Origin of the sequence: Microbispora sp. NPDC088329 (genome assembly GCF_040685655.1) — a bacterium.
Lineage (GTDB): Bacteria > Actinomycetota > Actinomycetes > Streptosporangiales > Streptosporangiaceae > Microbispora.
In genome coordinates, this window is sequence record NZ_JBFBIP010000005.1 from 37,328 (window position 1) to 55,172 (window position 17,845).

Genomic DNA, 17,845 nt, shown 5'->3' on the forward strand with positions numbered 1-17,845 from the left:
GGCGCGCGCCCGGCGGGGTTCCTTATTAGAAGCCCTTCTCAGTTGCGAAATATGCGCGTAACACTGATTTATGTTCTATTTGACCGGTGTCCGGTCGGGGTTGTTAAGGGGTCGTGACAAAGAAGCGGACGCGCTGTGCGCGCTGGTGGACCGGGCCCGGGCCGGCGCGGGCGGGTGCCTGCTCCTCCTCGGCGGACCGGGTACGGGAAAGACCGCGCTGCTCGACCTCGCCGCCGCGTACGCCGCCACCGTCACCCCGGACGAGCAGGGGTTTCTCGTGCTCCGCACGCAGGGCGTCAGTGGCGAGACCCACCTGCCGTACGCCGGGCTGCACGCGCTGCTCGGCCCGATCGCGGGCCTGCTGGAGACACCGGCGGCCGATACGCGGGTGCTCGCCGAGGCGCTGCGTACGGGTGTCTGCGCGGGCGGCCTGGCACTGTCCGCCGCGTTGCTGCGGCTCCTGCGAGCCGCCGGGCGCCCGGTGCTGGTGTGCGCCGACGACCTGCAACGGCTCGACGTCCCCAGCCGGGAGGCGATCTGTTTCGTGGCACGCCGGGCGCGGACGGCCCCCGTCGCCGTGCTGCTGGCCAGTCCGGGCGCCGGTCCTGGCCTCGGCGCGGGGTCGGGGGCGGGCATGGGCGCGGGGTTGGGCGCGGCGGAATCCGGTGCGGCCCCCGGCGATCTGCCGTCGCTGCCGCTCGCCCCGCTCGACGCGAGGGCGTCCCTGCAGGTGCTCGACGATCTCGTCCCCGACGGCATGCCCGCGGACCTGCGTGCGGCGCTGGTCCGGGCGGCCCGGGGCAACCCGCTCGCGCTCGCCGAACTCGCCGGCTCGCTGACCTGTGAGCACCGCACGGGCGCGGCGCCGCCTCCCGAGACGCCGCCGCGCGGCGGGCGTCTGTGGCGGGCGTACGCCGACCGGCTCCGCGGCCTGCCCGCCGACACCGCCGCCCTCGTCCTGCTGATCGCGGCCGATCCCGGCATCGACGCGGTCACATTGGTGCGCGCGGCCGAATCGCGGTCCGGGCTGGCGGCACTGGAGGCGGCCGAGGCCGCGGGCCTCGTCGTCGAATCGCCGGACGGCGGCTTCGACCTCGCCGACCCGATCCTGCGGCGCGTGGCGTACGCCGAGGCGTCCCTCGCCCGGCGGCGGGCCGCGCACCGCCTGCTGGCGGGCCTGCTCGATGGAGAGCACCAGCGGTTGCGGCGGGCGTGGCACCGCGCCGCCGCCCTCGACGATCATCCCGACAGGCTCGCCGAGGATCTCGTACGCGCGCTCGCGGCGGCGCCGAAGGCGGCGACGGCCTTCCCCGAACCGTTCCGCGTCCTCGAACGCGCGGCCGAGCTCACCGGGCAGGGCGAGGCCAGGGCCGCACGGCTGACCGCCGCCGCCCGGCACGCTCTGCAGGCGGGACAGCCGCAGCGGGCGAGGTCGCTGCTGTCCCGGATCGACACGCTCGCGGCCGGCGCGCAGACGCGTGGCCGGGCGGAACTCGTGCGAGGCAGCCTGGAGCTGCGGGCGGGCAAGACCGACAGCGCCTGCGACACGTTGCTCGCCGCCGCGGAGCGCCTGCTGCGCACCGATCGCGAACAGGCCGTACGCGCGCTGGTCCGGGCCGGAGAGGCGAGCTACCTGGCGGGGGACAACCGGCGGTTCCTGGCGGTCGCGCGGCGGGCCGAGACACTGCGGCGGCCCGGCGACGACCACGTCACGCGCCTGGCGCTGGAGTATCTCGCGGGCATGGCCGCGACGTTCCGGGGCCGGCACCGTGAGGCGACCGCCTCACTGCGCCGCGTCGCCACCGAGGGCGTGAAGGTGGCCCCCTCGGCCGGCAGCCTCTCGGTGCTCGTGTGGGGCGGCGTCGCGAACCTCCTGCTCGGCAACGGCGCCGACGCGCTCACGCTGGCGTCCCGTGCGGTCGAGGTCGCGCGTGCCCACGGCGCGGTCGCCAGCATGCCGCAGATGCTGGAGATCCTGATCCAGGCACAGCTGTGGAGCGGCCGTTACGACGCGGTGGCGGCCAACGCCATGGACGGCCTGCGCCTGGCGCAGGAGACGGGCCGGGCCACCAGCGGCGCCCAGCACCTCGCCTGGCTCGCCTTCACCGCCGCCGTCGCGGGCGACGAGGAGACCTGCGCCCTGCGGGCGGCGCGGGCCGTCGAGCAGGCCGCCGCCCACGGCGTCAGCGTGGCCGAGGCGCTCGGCACGCTGGCCCTGGCCCATCTGGACGTCGCGGCGAACCGCCACGCCGACGCCGTGAACCGCCTGCGCACGGTGGCCCGCACCGGCGACCCCCTCGTCGTACGGGTGATGGCGACGCCGCTGCTCGTCGAGAGTGCCGTCCGCACCGGGGACATCGCGCAGGCGCGCCACGCGCTGGTCATGCTCGAACGCTGGGCGGACAGCACGCGCGACCCCGACCGGCTGGCGCTGGCGGCCCGGTGCCACGCGCTGCTCGCGCCCCCGGCCGAGGCGGGGGAGCGCTTCGCGCAGGCGCTCGAACTGCACCGTCAGGGGGCGTGCGCGTTCGAGACCGCGCGCACGCGGCTGCTGTACGGCGGCGTGCTCCGGCGATCGCGCCGCCCCGGCGCCGCCCGTGAGCACCTGCACGGCGCGCTGGAGACGTTCGAGCGGTACGGCGCCCGCCTGTGGAGCGAGCACGCCCGTGCGGAGTTGCGCGCGGCCGGGGAGTCGGTGCGGCCCTCGGGCTCCCGTTCGGAGGCCGGCCGCCTGCTCACGGCGCAGCAGTTCCAGATCGCGACCCTCGTGGCGGAGGGGGCGACGAACCGTGAGGTGGCGGCCCGCCTGTTCATCAGTCCGCGCACCGTGGAGCACCACCTGAGGAACATCTTCGCCAAGCTCGGCGTGCGCTCCCGGGTCGAGCTGACCCGCCTTCTGTCGTAAGGACGGGTGCCCGGTGAGTCGGCGCCAGTGAGTCGGCGCCGGTGAGGCGGTGGCGGTCAGGGGTGCCGGGCCGGGCCGTCCGCTCGTCACTGTCCGGGCGACGTGGTGCGGCTCAGGAGAAGACCTCGATCTCGCACCGGGCGCCGCCCCCCTTCGCCATCCGCGCGTCGCTGGTGATCAGCGGGCACGAGAGCGATTCCGCGAGAGCGACATACAGGGCGTCATAGGCGTTGTAATTGCTCTTGAGTTGCCAACTCCTGCCAAGATGAATCGTCAGGGGTGCCCGTGTCAGCGGTATGACCTCCAGCAGACCGAGGCCCTTCTCCGCACGCGGGACGTCGAGTTTTCCCGACAGAGTGAGCCCTCGGAGCACTGAGAGCACCTCGGCGTCGATGTGCGCCGGTGCGGCCAGGCTCTCGCCTCGCAGCCTCTTGCGGAGGGCGCCCCCGGATGATCCCTTCTCGACGAGGACCTTGACCAGGGCGCTCGCGTCGATGACGATCAACGGCTGCTCCGGCCCTTGTCGAGTTCGTCGAGGATGTCGTTCGTGTCGATGCCCTCGGCGGCGTTGGCCTCCGCCTTGTCCAGGATCTCGTCCAGAGTCGGCTGTCGTGCGTCGGCGATCAGCTTGGCGAGGAGGTACTCCTGCAGCGATTGGTGAGCGCGCATGGAGCGAGCCTTGTAGGTGAGGTACACCTCGTCCGGGATGTTCCGGATCTGGATCGTCGCCATAGCGCTATTCTAGCGCTATGGCGCTTGATCGGCGCGAACGCCACAACTAGTCGTCGCCGGTGAGGGACAGGGAGCGCAGCCGCTGGCCGGTCCAGACGACGGCGCCGATCGTCACGATGACCACCGCCGGCACGGCGAAGCCGAGCGTCACCTCGCTGGAGAAGAAGGGCGAGGAGGAGACCTGGTCGGCGAGCGACTGGGCCCACTGCTGGATGGAGAACTTCCGTGCGCCGGGCACGTAGCCGCCGATCACGCCCTCCCACAGAAGGGCGTAGATGACGCCGACCGCGACCGCGTGGCGGGTGAGCACGCCCAGCAGCAGGAAGACCGCGGCGTACGCGACGCCGCCGAACAGCGCCCCGAGGGTGAAGCCGGTCGCGACGCCCGACTCCGCGCCGGTCAGGAGATAGGCGGCGGCGAAGGTCGAGACGGCCGCGAACACCGCGACGAGGGAGGCCGCGACCACGAACTTCGTCACCGCGATCACCGGCCGGGAGATCGGCTTGGACAGCAGGTGAAGGATCGTGCCGTCCTCGATCTCCGGAGCGATGACGCCCGTCCCGGCGATCAGCCCGAGCAGCGGCAGCATCGTGCCGATCGCGAAGCTCTTCATCAGGGTCACGGCGGTCTGCTCGTCGTGTCCGTTGATCAGTCGCAGCACCGCGGCGAGCGCGACCAGCGCCACCGGCAGCAGAATCAGCAGCCAGATCCGCTTGCGCCCGAGCATGGCCCGGTAGGTGATGTCCGCCACCACCGTGTTCATCGCGCGCCTCCGGAGATCAGGTAGGAGAAGACGCTTTCCAGGTCCTCGTCGGTGGGGGAGACCTGCCACAGGCGCACGCCGAGGTCGCGCGCCATACGGGGCAGGAGTGTGGTGAAGCGCGCGTAGTCGGTCACCTGCACCTCGACGCCCTGCTCGGTCAGCGTGACCGCACTGGAGGCGGGGTCGGAGATGAGGGCGGCGGCCAGGCGCCGGTCGTCGCTCGACCTGACCCGGAACAGGTGCGGCCGGTCGGCCATGCGCCGCCGGATCTCGCGGTAGTCGCCGGACGCCGCGTGCCGCCCGGCGACCAGGACCTCGATGTGGTGGGCCACCCGCTCGACCTCTTCGAGGATGTGCGAGCTGAACAGGATGGTCCGGCCCTCCTCGCCCATGCGGCGGACGAGGTCCATGAGGTGGAGCCGCTGCCGGGGGTCCATGCCGTTGAACGGCTCGTCCAGGAGCAGCACCTGGGGGTCGTGGACGAGGGCGGCGGCGACCTTCACGCGCTGCCGCATGCCCTTCGAGTACGTCTCGATGCGGCGGCCGGAGGCGTCCGTCATCTCCACCAGGTCGAGGGCCCTGCGGGCCGCGTCGGCGGGCGAGGGCAGGCCGTGCAGCCGGGCGGACGACAGCACGAACTGCCATCCGGTGAGGAAGCCGTACACGGCCTCCTTCTCGGGGACCAGGCCGATCTGCCGGTAGATCTCGTGGTTGTGCCAGATCTGCCGGCCGTCGAGGGTCACGGCGCCGCTGGACGGCGCGAGGAACCCGGCCATCATGTGCAGCAGCGTCGACTTGCCCGCGCCGTTGGGCCCGAGCAGGCCGGTGACGCCGGGCCCGATCGTCATCGTGACGTCGTTGACCGCGACGACGTTGCCGTACCAGCGGGACACCTGGCCGAGTTCGAGCACGCCCTGGCGGGTGGTCACGGGGGAGCTTGTGGTGGTCACGACGCCGCCTTCCGGTAGCGCAGGAGTACGCCGGTCACGGCCACGGCGATCACGGCCAGCAGGATCACGCACGACGCGACGCCCGACGGGTAGCCCTCGCCGGTGGTCGGAGCGGTGCCGAACAGTGCCGACTGGACGCTGTCGACGAGGAAGAACGGGTTGAGGAGCAGCGCCCACGGCGCGACGGAGTCGCGGCCGGACACCGACAGCACGGCGAAGAAGGTGGTGGAGACGGCCGCGGTGAACATGAAGAACGCGATCACCACCGCGACGCCGAGTCCGCGGCGCGGGGTGAACGACGCCAGGGCGATGCTCACGGTCGACAGCAGCACCGCGTAAAGCACCGCGCCGCCCAGCGCGCCGAGGTAGTCGGCGGTGTGCGCCGGTCCGGGCAGGTCCACCAGCAGTTCGCCGACGAACTGGATCGTGAGCGGCACGGCCAGCAGGCCGAACAGCGCGACCGCCAGCGCGGTCAGCTTCGCCAGGACGTAGTCGGTGACGGTCAGCGGGCGGGACAGGTACAGCGGCAGCACCCGGAAGCGCAGGTCCGGCGCGACCAGGTACGGCGACTGCGCGGCCAGGAAGACCGCGATCACCGCCTGCATGAAGACGGCGTATCCGGGATAGGGCATGACGTATTGCTTGGCCAGTGCCATCACGCCGATCGACACGACCGTCGGCATCAGCATGATCGCGGCCAGCAGCAGCGGCATGATCTTGGCGCGGACCGTGCGGCCGAGCCCGAACACGCCGCGCAGGCTCTGCACGCCGAGGGCGAGCGCCGCCCGGCCGCGTCCCAGCCGTACGCCGTCGTAGTGGCGGTATCCGATGTCGTGGATGACCGCGGTCGGCTCTGTCATGCCACCGGCTCCTTGAAGACGTCTTCGATGCGGCCCCGGCGCTGCTCCAGCCGCAGGAGGCTGAGGCCGAGGTCGCAGACGGCGTCGCGTACGGCGTCGTAGGTGCGGCCGGGGTCGTCCGCGGCCACCTGGACCGTCAGCAGCCTGCCTTGCGACGCGACCGTCTCGCCGCCGGCGGTGAGCCGTTCGGCCAGCCGCTGCTGCCCCTCCTCGACCTCCACCGCGATGGTCTGCTCGGCCCGGGTGAACTCCCGGATCGCCGAGGAACGCAGCAGTCGCCCGCCGTCGATGACGATGACGTGGTCGCACACCCGCTCGAGCTCGCCGAGCAGGTGGGAGGTGACCAGCACGTCGATGCCGAACTCGGTGCCGATGCGCCGGATCAGCGCGAGCATGTCGTCGCGGCCCTGCGGGTCGAGCCCGTTGGTGGGTTCGTCGAGGAAGATCAGCTTCGGGTCGTGGACGAGGGCCTGGGCGAGCTTGACCCGCTGCCGCATGCCCGTGGAGTAGCCGCCCATCGGGCGGTAGCGCTCCTCGTCCAGCCCGACGTGGCGCAGGGTGTCGGCGGCGCGCTCACGGGCGGCCGTACGCGGCAGCCCGGACATCTGGGCCATGTGCACCACGAACTCGGTCGCGGACATGTCCGGGGGCAGGCAGTCGTGTTCGGGCATGTAGCCGACGGCCCGCCGGATCTCCAGGCCCTGCGTGGCGGTGTCGAGGCCGAGCACCGAGGCACGCCCCGAGGTCGGGGAGAGCAGGCCGAGCAGGATCTTGATCAGCGTCGACTTGCCCGCGCCGTTGGCGCCCACCAGGCCGGTCACACCGGTTCCGGCCGCGACCGTGAGGTCGTCGAGCGCCGTGACGCGGGGAAAGCGCTTGGTCAGCCCCTCGGTCGCGAAGCATGGGGTCGCGCTCGCATTCATGATCCGACCCTACTCGGCGCGCGATCCCCGGTCCTCCGTCTGATGGAGGAACCCGTCTACGTCTCAGGTATGCCTGTCAGGCCCGGGTCCTACCCCCGCCGTGCCGGGCCCACAGGAAGCGCTGCAGGAACAGGGTCAGTGTGCCGGCGACGACCATTCCTGCGATGTTGACGAGGAGTTGCAGCGCCGAGCCGCCGACCTCGTCCCAGCGCCACAGCGCCAGGGCCACGGCCATGTAGCCGGCCGCGGGGACGGTGGTGACGGAGATGAACACGCCCACCAGCGCGGAGGACTTGCCCGCCGTGATCGACAGGACCCCGGCGGCGCCGGCGAGCAGCGCCACGATGAACGACCACCGGTCCGGTGTGACGATGAAGCGCACCTCGTCGTGGTGCCGCAGGGTGTCCGGGGAGATCCAGCCGAGGCCGCGGACGAGGAGGGCGCAGGCGAGGGTGACGGCGATCGCGGACGCGAAGCCCACCGACAGGGTGCGGGAGGCCGTCCCGACGAGCCGCCACCGGCGGCGCAGCAGGCCGAAGGAGACGGCCGCCACCGCGCCGAACTCCGGCCCGAGGACCATCGCGCCGACGATCAGGATCTGCGACGGGATGAGCACGCCGATGGCGGCGATCTGCGTGGCGATGGCGAGGAAGGCCAGGAACGCCCACGTGATGCGGCTGTCGAGGGCCACACGCTGCTCGAACTGGTCCCACACCACGGCGTCGTCGCCCTCGCCGGGCGCCCGCTCCTCCGCCTCTGCGGCGCCCCGGGAGATGGACAGCTCGATGTCCTCGGCCGTGATCGAGCCGTCGCGCTCCAGGCCGAGTGCCTTGAGCTCGCCGATGACCGTGTTGGCGGCCTCCCTCGCGACGTCGGCGAGCACCACGTCACCCTCCGGCCGCCGGGCCGCCCTGGTCAGAAGGACGACGTTCGTGACTCCCGGCGTACGGTCGAGCACCTCGATGACCTGGTCGGTCCGCTGGAACGGGGCGATGACCCGCAGATGCAGCACGGCTGCATCCTAGGAGTGTCCGACAAACGCCGCCCGTCGCGAGCGTGCATCCAGGTGGATGCATCGGCTGGGCCGCGCGGCAGGGCTTGATTCGCCGGCCACGACTCAGGTTCTGCGCAGGCGTACCGCTCTGACGGAGTGGTCGGAGCCCTTGTGCAGGATCAGGCCGGCCCGGCGGCGGGTGGGGGCGATGTTCTCCACCAGGTTGCGCTCGTTGACGTCCCGCCAGACGGCCTCCGCGAACGCGGTCGCCTCCTCGTACGAGAGCTCCGCGATGTGCCGGAAGTAGGACTTCGGGTCGGAGAAGGCCGTACGGCGCAGCTTGTGGAAGCGCTCCACATACCAGGTGCGGATGTCCTCCATCCGGGCGTCCACGTAGATGGAGTAGTCGAAGTAGTCGTAGACCGCCAGGGCGTCCGGAGGCGCGGGCTGCAGGACGTTGAGCCCTTCGACGATGAGGATGTCCGGCCGGTCCACCGTATGCGTCGCGCCCGGCACGATGTCGTACTCCAGGTGGCTGTAGACGGGCGCCTCCACCGAGGGCCGGCCCGCCTTCACGTCGGCCACGAAGCTCACCAGCGCCCGCCGGTCGTAGCTCTCGGGAAAGCCCTTGCGATGCATGATCCCGCGCTCTTCCAGGACCTTGTTGGGGTGAAGGAAGCTGTCGGTGGTGATCAGGTCGACCCGGGGGTGCTCGGGCCAGCGCGCGAGCAGCGTGTGCAGCAGCCGCGCCGTGGTCGACTTGCCGACCGCGACGCTGCCCGCGATGCCCAGGACGTACGGCGGAGGCGCGTCCTGCTCGCCGAGGAACGCGCCGACGGCCGCGCCGCGCTGCCGCGAACCGGTGAAGTGCAGGTTCAGTAGCCGGGTGAGCGGCAGGTAGATGTCGGTCACCTCGGACAGGTCGATCGGGTCGTGGACGCCGCGAAGCTCCTCGAGCTCCGCCTCGGTGAGCGTGAGCGGTGTGTTCTTGCGCAGGTCACGCCACTGCTCGCGGCTCAGCTCGACATACGCGTCCCCATCTGCCACGACGGCAAGCGTAGCCATGGCGTGTCCGTGCCCTCACCCGGGGCCGTGCACAGCCTGTGGACAAAAATCGATGGATTACTTCGGCGCGGAACGGGGAAGAACGTGTGTCCCGCGTCACCGGTCGCCCACCGCTCCCCCGTACGCTGGCGGTGTGATCGTGGGCATCGGGGTGGACGTGGTCGAGGTGGCGCGCCTGGGCGCGGCTCTGGAGCGCACGCCCGCCCTGCGCGGACGCCTGTTCACCGATGCCGAGGGCGCGCTGTCGCTGGAGTCGCTGTCCGTGCGGTTCGCCGCCAAGGAGGCCGTGGCCAAGGCACTCGGGGCCCCGCCGGGCCTGCGCCACCTCGACGCGGAGGTGGTGCGCGGCGAGCGCGGCCGCCCCGAGCTGAGGATCACGGGCCGTGCGGCGGAGGTGGCCCGCGACCTCGGCGTGCGCAGATGGCACGTCTCCCTGTCCCACGACGGCGGCATGGCGGTCGCCTACGTGGTCGCCGAGTCCTGAACGCGGGAGCCCGTCGTCCGCGCCCGCCGTCGCGGGCGCACGGTGATCGCCTTCGCCGTCGCGGCAGGCTACCGTCGGACGCATGCGGACCGCCTACACCTCCGACCAGATCCGCGCCGCCGAGCTCGCGCTGATGGCGCGGCTCCCCGAGGGCGCGCTGATGGACAGGGCCGCCGCCGGGCTCGCCGTGGTGTGCGCGCACCTGCTCGCCGGCTCCCGCGGCCGGGTGTACGGCTCCCGCGTGGCGTTGCTCATCGGCAGCGGCGACAACGGTGGGGACGCCCTGTACGCCGGTGCCCGCCTGGCCCGCAGGGGAGCGCGGGTGGAGGCCGTCCTCGCCGGATCGCGTACCCACGAGGGCGGGCTGGCCGCACTGCGGGCGGCGGGCGGCCGGGCACACCCGTACGACATCGCGAGGGCCCGCGACCTGCTGGCCGGCGCCGACCTCGTCGTGGACGGCCTGGTCGGCATCGGCGGCGGCGGCGCGCTGCGGGAGCCGTACGGGACCCTCGCGAAGCTGACCGCCGAGACCGGCGGCCTGATCGTCGCGGTCGACGTGCCGAGCGGGGTGGACGCGAGCAGCGGGCGGGTCGAGGGACCGGCGGTCCGCGCGCACCTGACGGTCACGTTCGGGGCGTTCAAGGCCGGTCTGCTGGTCGATCCCGGCGCCGCCCACGCGGGTGCGGTCGAGCTGGTGGACATCGGCCTGGGTTCATTCCTGCCGGACCCCGAGGTGACCGCGCTGACCGCCGACGACGTGGCCGACCTGCTGCCCCGCCCGGGTGCGGAGAGCGACAAGTACCGGCGTGGCGTCGTCGGGATCGCCGCCGGAAGCGACAGATACACCGGAGCCGCCGTGCTCTCGGTGGGCGGCGCGGTGCGCGCCGGCGCGGGAATGGTCCGCTTCGCGAGCACGGCAGAGCCGGTGCGGCTGGTCAGGGCCCGCTGGCCGGAGGCCGTCACGACCGTGCTCGACCCGGCGCTGGTGCTGAAGAGCTCGCTCGACGAGGTCGGGCGGGTGCAGGCGTGGGTGCTCGGCCCCGGGCTCGGGACCGGCCCGGAGGCGCACGCGGTGGCCCGCGCCGTGCTGTCCACCGGCGTGCCCGTGCTGGTGGACGCCGACGGGCTCACGCTGGTCGCCAAGGATCGCACGCTGCTGCGCAGGGCCGCGCCCACCGTGCTCACGCCGCACGCGGGGGAGCTGTCGCGGCTGCTCGGCGTGCCGCGCGAGCGCGTCGAGGCCGGGCGGCTCGAACACGTACGGCGCGCCGCCGCCGAGCTCGGGGCGACGGTGCTGCTCAAGGGCTCGACCACGCTCGTCGCCGAGGAGCACAGGCCGGTGCGGGTCAACACGACGGGCACGCCCTGGCTGGCCACGGGCGGCACCGGCGACGTGCTGTCGGGCATCGTGGGCGCCCTGCTCGCCGCCGGGCTGACGGGCTACGACGCGGCCTCGTGCGCGGCGTACGTCCATGGGATGGCGGCGCGGGTCGCCGCGGGAGGCGGCGTCGCGGCGGGACCGGGACAGGCGCCGATCGCCGCACTCGACGTGGCCGAGGCGCTCCCCGAGGCCCTGCGTACGCTCTGACGTGCGACGTCGGGATGGGCGCGGCCACCCGGGTCCACCTGACACACTGGAAAAATGAGCTTCTCAACGGTGCGCTCCGCCACCCCGGCCGAGGCACGCGTGGACCTGTCCGCCATCCGGCACAACGTACGGCTGCTCGCCGAGTCGGCCGCCGGCGCCGAGATGATGGCCGTCGTCAAGGCCGACGCGTACGGTCACGGAGCGGCGTCCGTCGCGCGGGCGTGCCTGGAGGCGGGCGCGAGCCGGCTCGGCACGGCCTTCGTCCGCGAGGCGCTGGCGCTGCGCGAGGCCGGGGTCACCGCGCCGGTCATGTCGTGGCTCATCACCCCGGGCGAGCCGCTGGACGACGCGCTGCTGGCCGACGTCGAACTGTCGGCCGGCGCGACCTGGGTCGTCGACGACATCGTCGAGGCCGCCCGCCGCACCGGGCGCACCGCCCGCGTGCACCTGAAGGCCGACACGGGCAACTCCCGCGGCGGCGCGACCATGGCGGACTGGCCGTCGCTGGTCGAGCACGCTCTCGCCGCGCGGGCGAGCGGGGCCGTCGAGATCGCGGGCATGTGGTCGCACTTCGCCTGTGCCGACATCCCGGGCCACCCCTCCATCGACAGCCAGCTCGCGGCGTTCGACGAGGCGCTCGCCTTCGCCGACAAGGCGGGTGTGCCGAGCGACGCGATCCGTCACATCGCCAACTCGGCCGCGACCGTCACGCTGCCGCGGGCGAGGTACGACATGGTCCGCACGGGCATCGCGGTCTACGGCCTGAGCCCGATCCCCGAGCTGGGCGGCTTCGGGCTGCGCCCCGCCATGACGCTGACGGCCAGGCTCGCGCAGGCCAAACGGGTCGCCCCGGGCTCGGGCGTGTCGTACGGTCACCTCTACGTCACCGATCGTGAGACCACGCTTGGCCTGGTCCCCCTCGGGTATGCGGACGGCATCCTGCGAAACGGGACCAACCGGGCGGAGGTGCTTGCGGCGGGCCGGCGGCGGCGGATCGCCGGCCGGGTGTGCATGGACCAGTTCGTGATCGATCTCGGTGACGATCCGGCGGAAGCGGGGGACGAGGTGATCCTTTTCGGACCCGGGGACGATGGCGAGCCGACTTGTCAGGAGTGGGCGGATTCCCTGGGCACGATTACTCATGAGATCGTGACGAGGATCGGATCCCGCGTGCCTCGTGTCCATACGGACGGACGCTGAGCCGCGGCTGCGAGGAGGGCAGGCATGAGCACACGTCGCAAGGTCGGGATCGCCGGAGCGGTCTTCGGTGCGGCGTCGGCGGGAGTGGCGGCGGCCACGCTCGCGAAGAGGTACGCCGTCGGCCGCATCCGTCTGCGGCCGGACCTGGAGGCGAGTGAGCCCTTCGGCGAGTTGCACGGACGTTCGGTGACGCTCACGACCTCGGACGGCGTGAAGATCCACGCCGAGATCGACGGGGTGGAGGACGCGCCGTTGACCGTGGTGCTGTGTCACGGCTACTGCCTGTCCTCGGACTCCTGGCACTACCAGCGGCGCGACCTGCGTGACTCCTACCGCCTCGTGCTGTGGGACCAGCGCTGCCACGGCCTGTCGGCCCGCGCCCTGGCCAGCGACTGCACCATCGAGCGCCTCGGGGAGGACCTCGCGCTGGTGCTCGACGAGCTCGTCCCCGGGCCGTGCGTGGTGGTGGGCCACTCCATGGGCGGAATGACGATCATGGCGCTGGCGGAGCGGCGGCCGGAACTGTTCGGTGACAAGATCCGCGGCGTGTCTCTGGTCGCGACCTCGGCGGGCAAGCTCGCCGAGCTCACCCTCGGCCTGCCCGCCCTGGTCTCCAAGCTCGTCAACCTCGCGGTGCCGTCCGCCGTCTCGATCATGCGCAGGAGCGGCGCGCTGGTCGACCGGGGCCGCGAGGCCGGCACCGACCTGTCGTTCCTGGCGCTGCGCCACCTCGGCTTCGGCGATTCCAGGAACGTCAGCCCGACCGTCGTGGACTTCGTCGAGTCGATGATCAGGGCGACCCCCTCCGAGGTGATCGCCGACTTCTACCCGGCGTTGATGTCGCACGACAAGCTCACCGCGCTCGACGTGCTCAACAAGGTGCCCACCGCGATAATCGTGGGGGAGCGCGACTGGCTGACGCCGCTCGACCACAGCAGGGCGATGGCGGCGGCGGCGCCGACGGCGCAGCTCACCACCGTGCCCGAGACGTCGCATCTCGTGCAGCTCGAACGGCCCGACGTCGTGAACGAGGCGCTGCGTGAGCTGCTGAAGCGGGCCGAGAGGGGGAACACGTGACCACGGCCGAGTTCGGGGCCGCGACCGCCGAGGAGACGCGCGCGCTGGGCGCGAGGCTGGCCGCGCTGCTCGGCCCCGGAGACCTGGTCGTGCTGAGCGGGCCGCTGGGTGCGGGGAAGACGACCTTGGTGCAGGGCATCGCCGAGGGCCTGAAGGTGCGCGGGCCCATCACGTCCCCGACGTTCGTGATCGCCCGGGTCCATCCGTCCCTGTCCGGCGGGCCCGCGCTCGTGCACGTGGACGCCTACCGGCTGGGGGGCACGCTGGAGGTGGACGACCTCGACCTCGACGCCTCGCTGGAGGAGTCGGTCACCGTGGTCGAGTGGGGTGAGGGTCTGGTCGACGGCCTGTCGGAGGACCGCTTGGAGATCCACCTCGAGCGGGGCGCCGAGGGCGAGGAGCGCCGCGTACGGGTCACGGGCGTGGGCCCGCGCTGGCGGGAACTGTCCCTCGTCTGAACATCCCCCGCGAGCGCGGATGAAAGACCGCAATCCGGGCTCTGACGTGTGGATGAGGACCTGCGAGGACAAGCCGGACGCCGTTCGTGCGCGTTCCAGACCGGTCCGCCGCATAGTCCTTGACGCCTGTCCGCGATCCTGTGGATCATCGGGACAAGGAAGATCCTCGGCCATGAGTCGGTAAGGATTTTCTGGGTAAGGGACCGGCGTGGAAGAGGTGTGCCGTTGAGCAGGATCACGCAGGTCGCCGTCGGGGGAGCCTTATTGTTCGGCGCGCTGGGTTGCACCGCGTCGGCCGAGACGGTCTCCGCCGACCCCACGATCACGCTGACGCCGGCCCTGCCGACGCCTGTCGTCTCGTTGTCGCGGCAGGTCGTCCGGGTGGAGGTCGATCCCAAGCGGATCGTCGGCGGGTCGGTCAAGACCATCCACATCACCGCCAGGTGCCCGCTGCCCCGGGGCGGCACCGAATACCGCGCGACCGCCCGCTCCGACGCCTTCACAGGGCTCGTCACCCTGGTGGCCCCGGCGTCGCCGTCCGCCTCCCCGGGCGCGACCACGCCGATGGTGCGTGGCGGCGCGGCCATCAGGGCCGGGGCCAAGCCGGGCGGCTACCGCGTGCAGGTGCGCTGCGAGGCCACCAACGACGTCGGCAGCGCGTCGTTCAGGATCGTCGCGCCGGAGCCTGACCGCACCGAGCACCACACGAGGATCCCCACCCGGGCGCCGCACGCGGGCGGCGGCGGAACGGCGGCCGGGGGTCCCTCCGACGAGTCCGGCCTGCCGACCGGCGTCACCGTCGTCGTGCTGCTGGCCGCGCTCGGCGTCGGCGTCGGCGTGGCCCGCAGGCGCTCCGGAGCCTGACCTTGGCGCTGTCCACCCGGGGGGTGATCATCGCCGGGGTGGTCACCGGGCTCGTGTTCGCCGCGGTCACCGGCGGCAAGGACGACACGGACCAGCCCGCCGCGAGATCCTCCGTCGTCCCCAAACGGATCGACATCCCGGCGCTGCATCTGAAGGCCCCTTTGATGAAGCTCGGCCTGTCCGACGAGGGCGACGTCGAGCTGCCGCCGTTCGACAAGCCGTCCACCGCTGGCTGGTACACCGGAAGCGCCGTGCCCGGCGACCCCGGCGCCTCCGTGATCATCGGCCACGTGGACACCAAGACCGCTCCCGCCGTCTTCTTCCGGCTGCGGGACCTGCGCGAGGGAGCGGTCGTGAAGGTGGTGCGCAGCGACGGCAGGACCGCCTCCTACCGGGTCGACTCGGTGGAGCACGTGCCGAAGGACGACTTCCCGGCCGAGCGCGTCTACACCGAGGACGGGCTGCGTCTGATCACCTGCGGCGGCGACTTCGACTGGTCGCGGCACGAGTACCGCGACAACGTCATCGTCTACGCCTCCCTGATCCGCGACGCCTGACAGGGATGCCGCCCGCCGGGTCCGGCTCCGCGCCGGCCCGCGGGTGACCACCGTGCCGGACGACCACCGTGCCGGACGGCCGCCGCCCGTGCCCGCCGGACGGTCACCACCGGACGCGGGTGTGGTCGTCCGCCTCCGCACAGCGACTACGCTTGACCTTCGTGCTTGTCTTGGCCTTCGACACCGCCACTCCCGCCGTCACCGCCGCGCTGTACGACGGCGAGCGTGTGGTGGCGGAGTCGACGACGATCGACGCGCGGCGGCACGGGGAGCTCCTCGCGCCCGCCGTCGAGCATGTCCTGCGCGAGGCCGGTGTGACGCTCAAGGACGTCACCGCCGTCGTCGCGGGGACCGGGCCCGGGCCGTACACCGGCCTGCGCGTCGGCCTGATGACCGCGACGGCGCTGGCCCTGACCGCCGGCCTCCCGGCGTTCGGGGTGTGCACGCTCGACGCCCTCGCGTACGCCGCGCGGGAGAGCGGGCCGTTCCTCGTCGCGACCGACGCGCGCCGCAAGGAGGTCTTCTGGGCCAGGTACGGCGACCCGCGCACGCGGCTCGACGGGCCGCGCGTGGACCGGCCGCACGACCTGCCCGGCGACCTGCCCGTGATCGGCGCGGGCGGCGCCATGTACGCCGATGTCATCGGCGCCGATCGGGTGCGCGGTCCCGAGCACCCTTCTGCCGGAGCGCTCGCGGCCCTGGCGGCCGAGCATCTCGCGACGCTGAGCCAGGAGGAGGCGGCCGAGATCGCCCGCATGCCCGAGGGACGCGTGGATTCGGTCGAGAAGGCGCGGGAGCTGGCCGTGCTCGGCCCGCCGCGACCCATCTACCTGCGGCGTCCGGACGCACAGGTGCCCGGGGCGCCGAAGAGGGTGACGGCGTGATCGGCCGCGGGGGCACGTCGTGAGGCAGGTTGAGGTCGTGCTGCGCCAGATGACCCACGAGGATCTGCCCGCCGTGATGGAGATCGAGCGGACGACGTTTCCCACGGACGCGTGGAGCGAGGCCATGATGCGCGGCGAGCTGGCCGACCAGCCGCGCACCCGGCACTACGTGGTCGCCGAGCTGGGCGACCACGTCGTGGGATACGCGGGCCTGGCGGCGGCGGGTGACCAGGCCGACGTCCAGACGATCGCCGTCCTCGCCGGTCACCGGCGCGCCGGCGTCGGGACAGCCTTGATGAACGCGCTGCTCACCGAGGCCGTACGACGCGGCGCGGTCTCGGTGTTCCTGGAGGTGCGCGCCGACAATCCGCCCGCGCAGGCGATGTACGAGCGGTTCGGCTTCCGCCGGCTGGGGCTGCGGCGGCGCTACTACGACGACGGAACCGACGCCATCACCATGGTGAAGGACCTCGGGCCAGGACACGAAGAAGTGGGGGGCGGGGCATGAGCGAGCCGATCGTGCTGGGGATCGAGACGTCCTGCGACGAGACGGGCGTGGGCATCGTCCGCGGCCACACGTTGCTGGCCAACACCATCGCCTCCAGCATGGACGAGCACGCCCGTTTCGGCGGCGTGGTGCCGGAGGTGGCCTCGCGGGCCCATCTGGAGGCGATGACGCCCACGGTCGAAGGCGCGCTGGCCGCCGCCGGGCTGCGCTTCTCCGACATCGACGCGGTCGCCGTCACGGCAGGCCCGGGTCTCGCGGGGGCGCTGCTCGTCGGTGTGGCGGCCGCCAAGGCGTACGCGCTGGGGCTCGGCGTCCCGCTTTACGGGGTCAACCACCTCGCCGCGCACGTCGCCGTGGACCAGTTGGAGCACGGCCCGCTGCCCAAGCCGTCCATCGCGCTGCTGGTGTCGGGCGGGCACTCCTCGCTGCTCCTGGTGCCCGACGTGGCGCAGGACGTGATCTCGCTCGGGTCCACGGTGGACGACGCGGCGGGGGAGGCGTTCGACAAGGTGGCTCGGGTGCTCGGCCTCCCGTTCCCGGGCGGCCCGTACATCGACCGGGCCGCCCGTGAGGGGTCGGGCACGGCGGTGGCGTTCCCCCGCGGCAAGTACGACGACGGGACTCTCGACTTCTCCTTCTCCGGTCTGAAGACGGCCGTGGCGCGCTGGGTTGAGGCCCGCGAGGCGGCGGGCGAGGCGGTGCCGGTGGCCGACGTCGCCGCGTCGTTCCAGGAGGCGGTCGTGGACGTGCTCACCCGCAAGGCCCTGCAGGCGTGCGCCCGCTACGACGTGAAGGACCTGCTGATCGGGGGCGGCGTGGCCGCCAACTCCCGGCTGCGGGCCCTGGCCCAGGAGCGCTGCGACGCGGCCGGAGTGCGCCTGCGGGTGCCGCGGCCCGGTCTGTGCACCGACAACGGCGCGATGGTCGCGGCGCTCGGCGCGAATCTGGTGGCGGCCGGCGTCAGGCCCTCCACGCTGGAGATCCCGGCCGACTCGTCGCTCCCGATCAGCGTCGTCAACGTCTGATCGCACGC

Annotated in this window: 19 protein-coding genes; 11 read left to right on the forward strand and 8 right to left on the reverse strand. The window is 72.7% G+C overall.

Annotated features, from left to right (window positions below; genetic code table 11):
* Positions 1–70: 70 nt before the first annotated feature.
* On the forward strand, positions 71–2,905 hold the full coding sequence (locus AB0O28_RS12330; RefSeq protein ID WP_363639233.1) for an AAA family ATPase: 2,835 nt from the start codon (positions 71–73) through the stop codon (positions 2,903–2,905).
* A gap of 112 nt (positions 2,906–3,017) precedes the next feature.
* On the opposite strand, the gene AB0O28_RS12335 is transcribed toward AB0O28_RS12330, so the two are convergent.
* From AB0O28_RS12335 to coaA, 8 genes are all read right to left on the reverse strand, one after another.
* The gene (locus AB0O28_RS12335) at positions 3,018–3,410 is read right to left on the reverse strand and encodes a type II toxin-antitoxin system VapC family toxin (protein ID WP_363639235.1); all 393 of its coding nucleotides are present in this window, start codon (positions 3,408–3,410) and stop codon (positions 3,018–3,020) included.
* Positions 3,407–3,637, reverse strand: coding sequence for a hypothetical protein (locus tag AB0O28_RS12340; RefSeq protein ID WP_363639236.1), 231 nt, complete (start codon positions 3,635–3,637; stop codon positions 3,407–3,409). The genes AB0O28_RS12335 and AB0O28_RS12340 overlap by 4 nt, the downstream gene beginning before the upstream one ends.
* 46 nt (positions 3,638–3,683) lie before the next feature.
* Positions 3,684–4,400, reverse strand: a complete 717-nt coding sequence (locus AB0O28_RS12345; RefSeq protein ID WP_363639238.1) for an ABC transporter permease subunit — start codon at positions 4,398–4,400, stop codon at positions 3,684–3,686.
* Positions 4,397–5,350, reverse strand: coding sequence for an ABC transporter ATP-binding protein (locus AB0O28_RS12350; RefSeq protein ID WP_363639240.1), 954 nt, complete (start codon positions 5,348–5,350; stop codon positions 4,397–4,399). The genes AB0O28_RS12345 and AB0O28_RS12350 overlap by 4 nt, the downstream gene beginning before the upstream one ends.
* Entirely contained in the window at positions 5,347–6,210 is an 864-nt protein-coding gene (locus tag AB0O28_RS12355) for an ABC transporter permease (RefSeq protein WP_363639242.1), read from the reverse strand. The genes AB0O28_RS12350 and AB0O28_RS12355 overlap by 4 nt, the downstream gene beginning before the upstream one ends.
* A complete protein-coding gene (locus AB0O28_RS12360; protein WP_363639244.1) occupies positions 6,207–7,133 on the reverse strand; it encodes an ABC transporter ATP-binding protein in 927 nt (308 codons plus the stop codon). Before AB0O28_RS12360 ends, AB0O28_RS12355 begins: the two co-directional genes overlap by 4 nt.
* Positions 7,134–7,209: 76 nt before the next feature.
* Positions 7,210–8,145: a DUF389 domain-containing protein gene (locus AB0O28_RS12365; protein WP_363639246.1), complete on the reverse strand. Its 936-nt coding sequence runs from the start codon at positions 8,143–8,145 to the stop codon at positions 7,210–7,212.
* 105 nt (positions 8,146–8,250) lie between these two features.
* The gene (coaA, locus tag AB0O28_RS12370) at positions 8,251–9,192 is read right to left on the reverse strand and encodes a type I pantothenate kinase (protein ID WP_363639248.1); all 942 of its coding nucleotides are present in this window, start codon (positions 9,190–9,192) and stop codon (positions 8,251–8,253) included.
* A gap of 133 nt (positions 9,193–9,325) precedes the next feature.
* On the opposite strand from coaA, the gene AB0O28_RS12375 reads away from it, so the two are divergent.
* From AB0O28_RS12375 to tsaD, 10 genes are all read left to right on the forward strand, one after another.
* Entirely contained in the window at positions 9,326–9,676 is a 351-nt protein-coding gene (locus tag AB0O28_RS12375; RefSeq protein WP_363639250.1) for a holo-ACP synthase, read from the forward strand.
* A gap of 82 nt (positions 9,677–9,758) precedes the next feature.
* Positions 9,759–11,264, forward strand: a complete 1,506-nt coding sequence (locus AB0O28_RS12380; RefSeq protein WP_363639252.1) for an NAD(P)H-hydrate dehydratase — start codon at positions 9,759–9,761, stop codon at positions 11,262–11,264.
* 54 nt (positions 11,265–11,318) lie between these two features.
* Complete coding sequence (gene alr / locus AB0O28_RS12385; protein WP_363639254.1) at positions 11,319–12,464, forward strand: alanine racemase; 1,146 nt, start codon at positions 11,319–11,321, stop codon at positions 12,462–12,464.
* Positions 12,465–12,488: 24 nt separating this feature from the next.
* Positions 12,489–13,541: an alpha/beta hydrolase gene (locus tag AB0O28_RS12390; RefSeq protein ID WP_363639256.1), complete on the forward strand. Its 1,053-nt coding sequence runs from the start codon at positions 12,489–12,491 to the stop codon at positions 13,539–13,541.
* Entirely contained in the window at positions 13,538–13,999 is a 462-nt protein-coding gene (gene tsaE, locus AB0O28_RS12395) for a tRNA (adenosine(37)-N6)-threonylcarbamoyltransferase complex ATPase subunit type 1 TsaE (protein ID WP_363639258.1), read from the forward strand. Before AB0O28_RS12390 ends, tsaE begins: the two co-directional genes overlap by 4 nt.
* A gap of 225 nt (positions 14,000–14,224) precedes the next feature.
* A complete protein-coding gene (locus AB0O28_RS12400; RefSeq protein WP_363639260.1) occupies positions 14,225–14,863 on the forward strand; it encodes a hypothetical protein in 639 nt (212 codons plus the stop codon).
* 2 nt (positions 14,864–14,865) lie between these two features.
* Entirely contained in the window at positions 14,866–15,420 is a 555-nt protein-coding gene (locus AB0O28_RS12405; RefSeq protein ID WP_363639262.1) for a class F sortase, read from the forward strand.
* Positions 15,421–15,581: 161 nt separating this feature from the next.
* Positions 15,582–16,304: a tRNA (adenosine(37)-N6)-threonylcarbamoyltransferase complex dimerization subunit type 1 TsaB gene (gene tsaB, locus AB0O28_RS12410; protein WP_363639264.1), complete on the forward strand. Its 723-nt coding sequence runs from the start codon at positions 15,582–15,584 to the stop codon at positions 16,302–16,304.
* 19 nt (positions 16,305–16,323) lie between these two features.
* Entirely contained in the window at positions 16,324–16,812 is a 489-nt protein-coding gene (gene rimI / locus AB0O28_RS12415) for a ribosomal protein S18-alanine N-acetyltransferase (protein WP_363639266.1), read from the forward strand.
* Positions 16,809–17,837, forward strand: a complete 1,029-nt coding sequence (gene tsaD / locus AB0O28_RS12420; RefSeq protein WP_363639268.1) for a tRNA (adenosine(37)-N6)-threonylcarbamoyltransferase complex transferase subunit TsaD — start codon at positions 16,809–16,811, stop codon at positions 17,835–17,837. Before rimI ends, tsaD begins: the two co-directional genes overlap by 4 nt.
* The last annotated feature ends 8 nt before the right edge of the window (positions 17,838–17,845 follow it).

What these genes read in the sequence shown, in the direction of transcription:
- AB0O28_RS12355 (WP_363639242.1), bottom strand. Translation starts at nt 6,210, where the DNA reads ATGACAGAGCCGACCGCGGTCATCCACGACATCGGATACCGCCACTAC.
- AB0O28_RS12360 (WP_363639244.1), bottom strand. Translation starts at nt 7,133, where the DNA reads ATGAATGCGAGCGCGACCCCATGCTTCGCGACCGAGGGGCTGACCAAG.
- coaA (WP_363639248.1), bottom strand. Translation starts at nt 9,192, where the DNA reads ATGGCTACGCTTGCCGTCGTGGCAGATGGGGACGCGTATGTCGAGCTG.
- alr (WP_363639254.1), top strand. Translation starts at nt 11,319, where the DNA reads ATGAGCTTCTCAACGGTGCGCTCCGCCACCCCGGCCGAGGCACGCGTG.
- AB0O28_RS12345 (WP_363639238.1), bottom strand. Translation starts at nt 4,400, where the DNA reads ATGAACACGGTGGTGGCGGACATCACCTACCGGGCCATGCTCGGGCGC.
- AB0O28_RS12390 (WP_363639256.1), top strand. Translation starts at nt 12,489, where the DNA reads ATGAGCACACGTCGCAAGGTCGGGATCGCCGGAGCGGTCTTCGGTGCG.
- AB0O28_RS12340 (WP_363639236.1), bottom strand. Translation starts at nt 3,637, where the DNA reads ATGGCGACGATCCAGATCCGGAACATCCCGGACGAGGTGTACCTCACC.
- AB0O28_RS12330 (WP_363639233.1), top strand. Translation starts at nt 71, where the DNA reads ATGTTCTATTTGACCGGTGTCCGGTCGGGGTTGTTAAGGGGTCGTGAC.
- AB0O28_RS12380 (WP_363639252.1), top strand. Translation starts at nt 9,759, where the DNA reads ATGCGGACCGCCTACACCTCCGACCAGATCCGCGCCGCCGAGCTCGCG.
- tsaD (WP_363639268.1), top strand. Translation starts at nt 16,809, where the DNA reads ATGAGCGAGCCGATCGTGCTGGGGATCGAGACGTCCTGCGACGAGACG.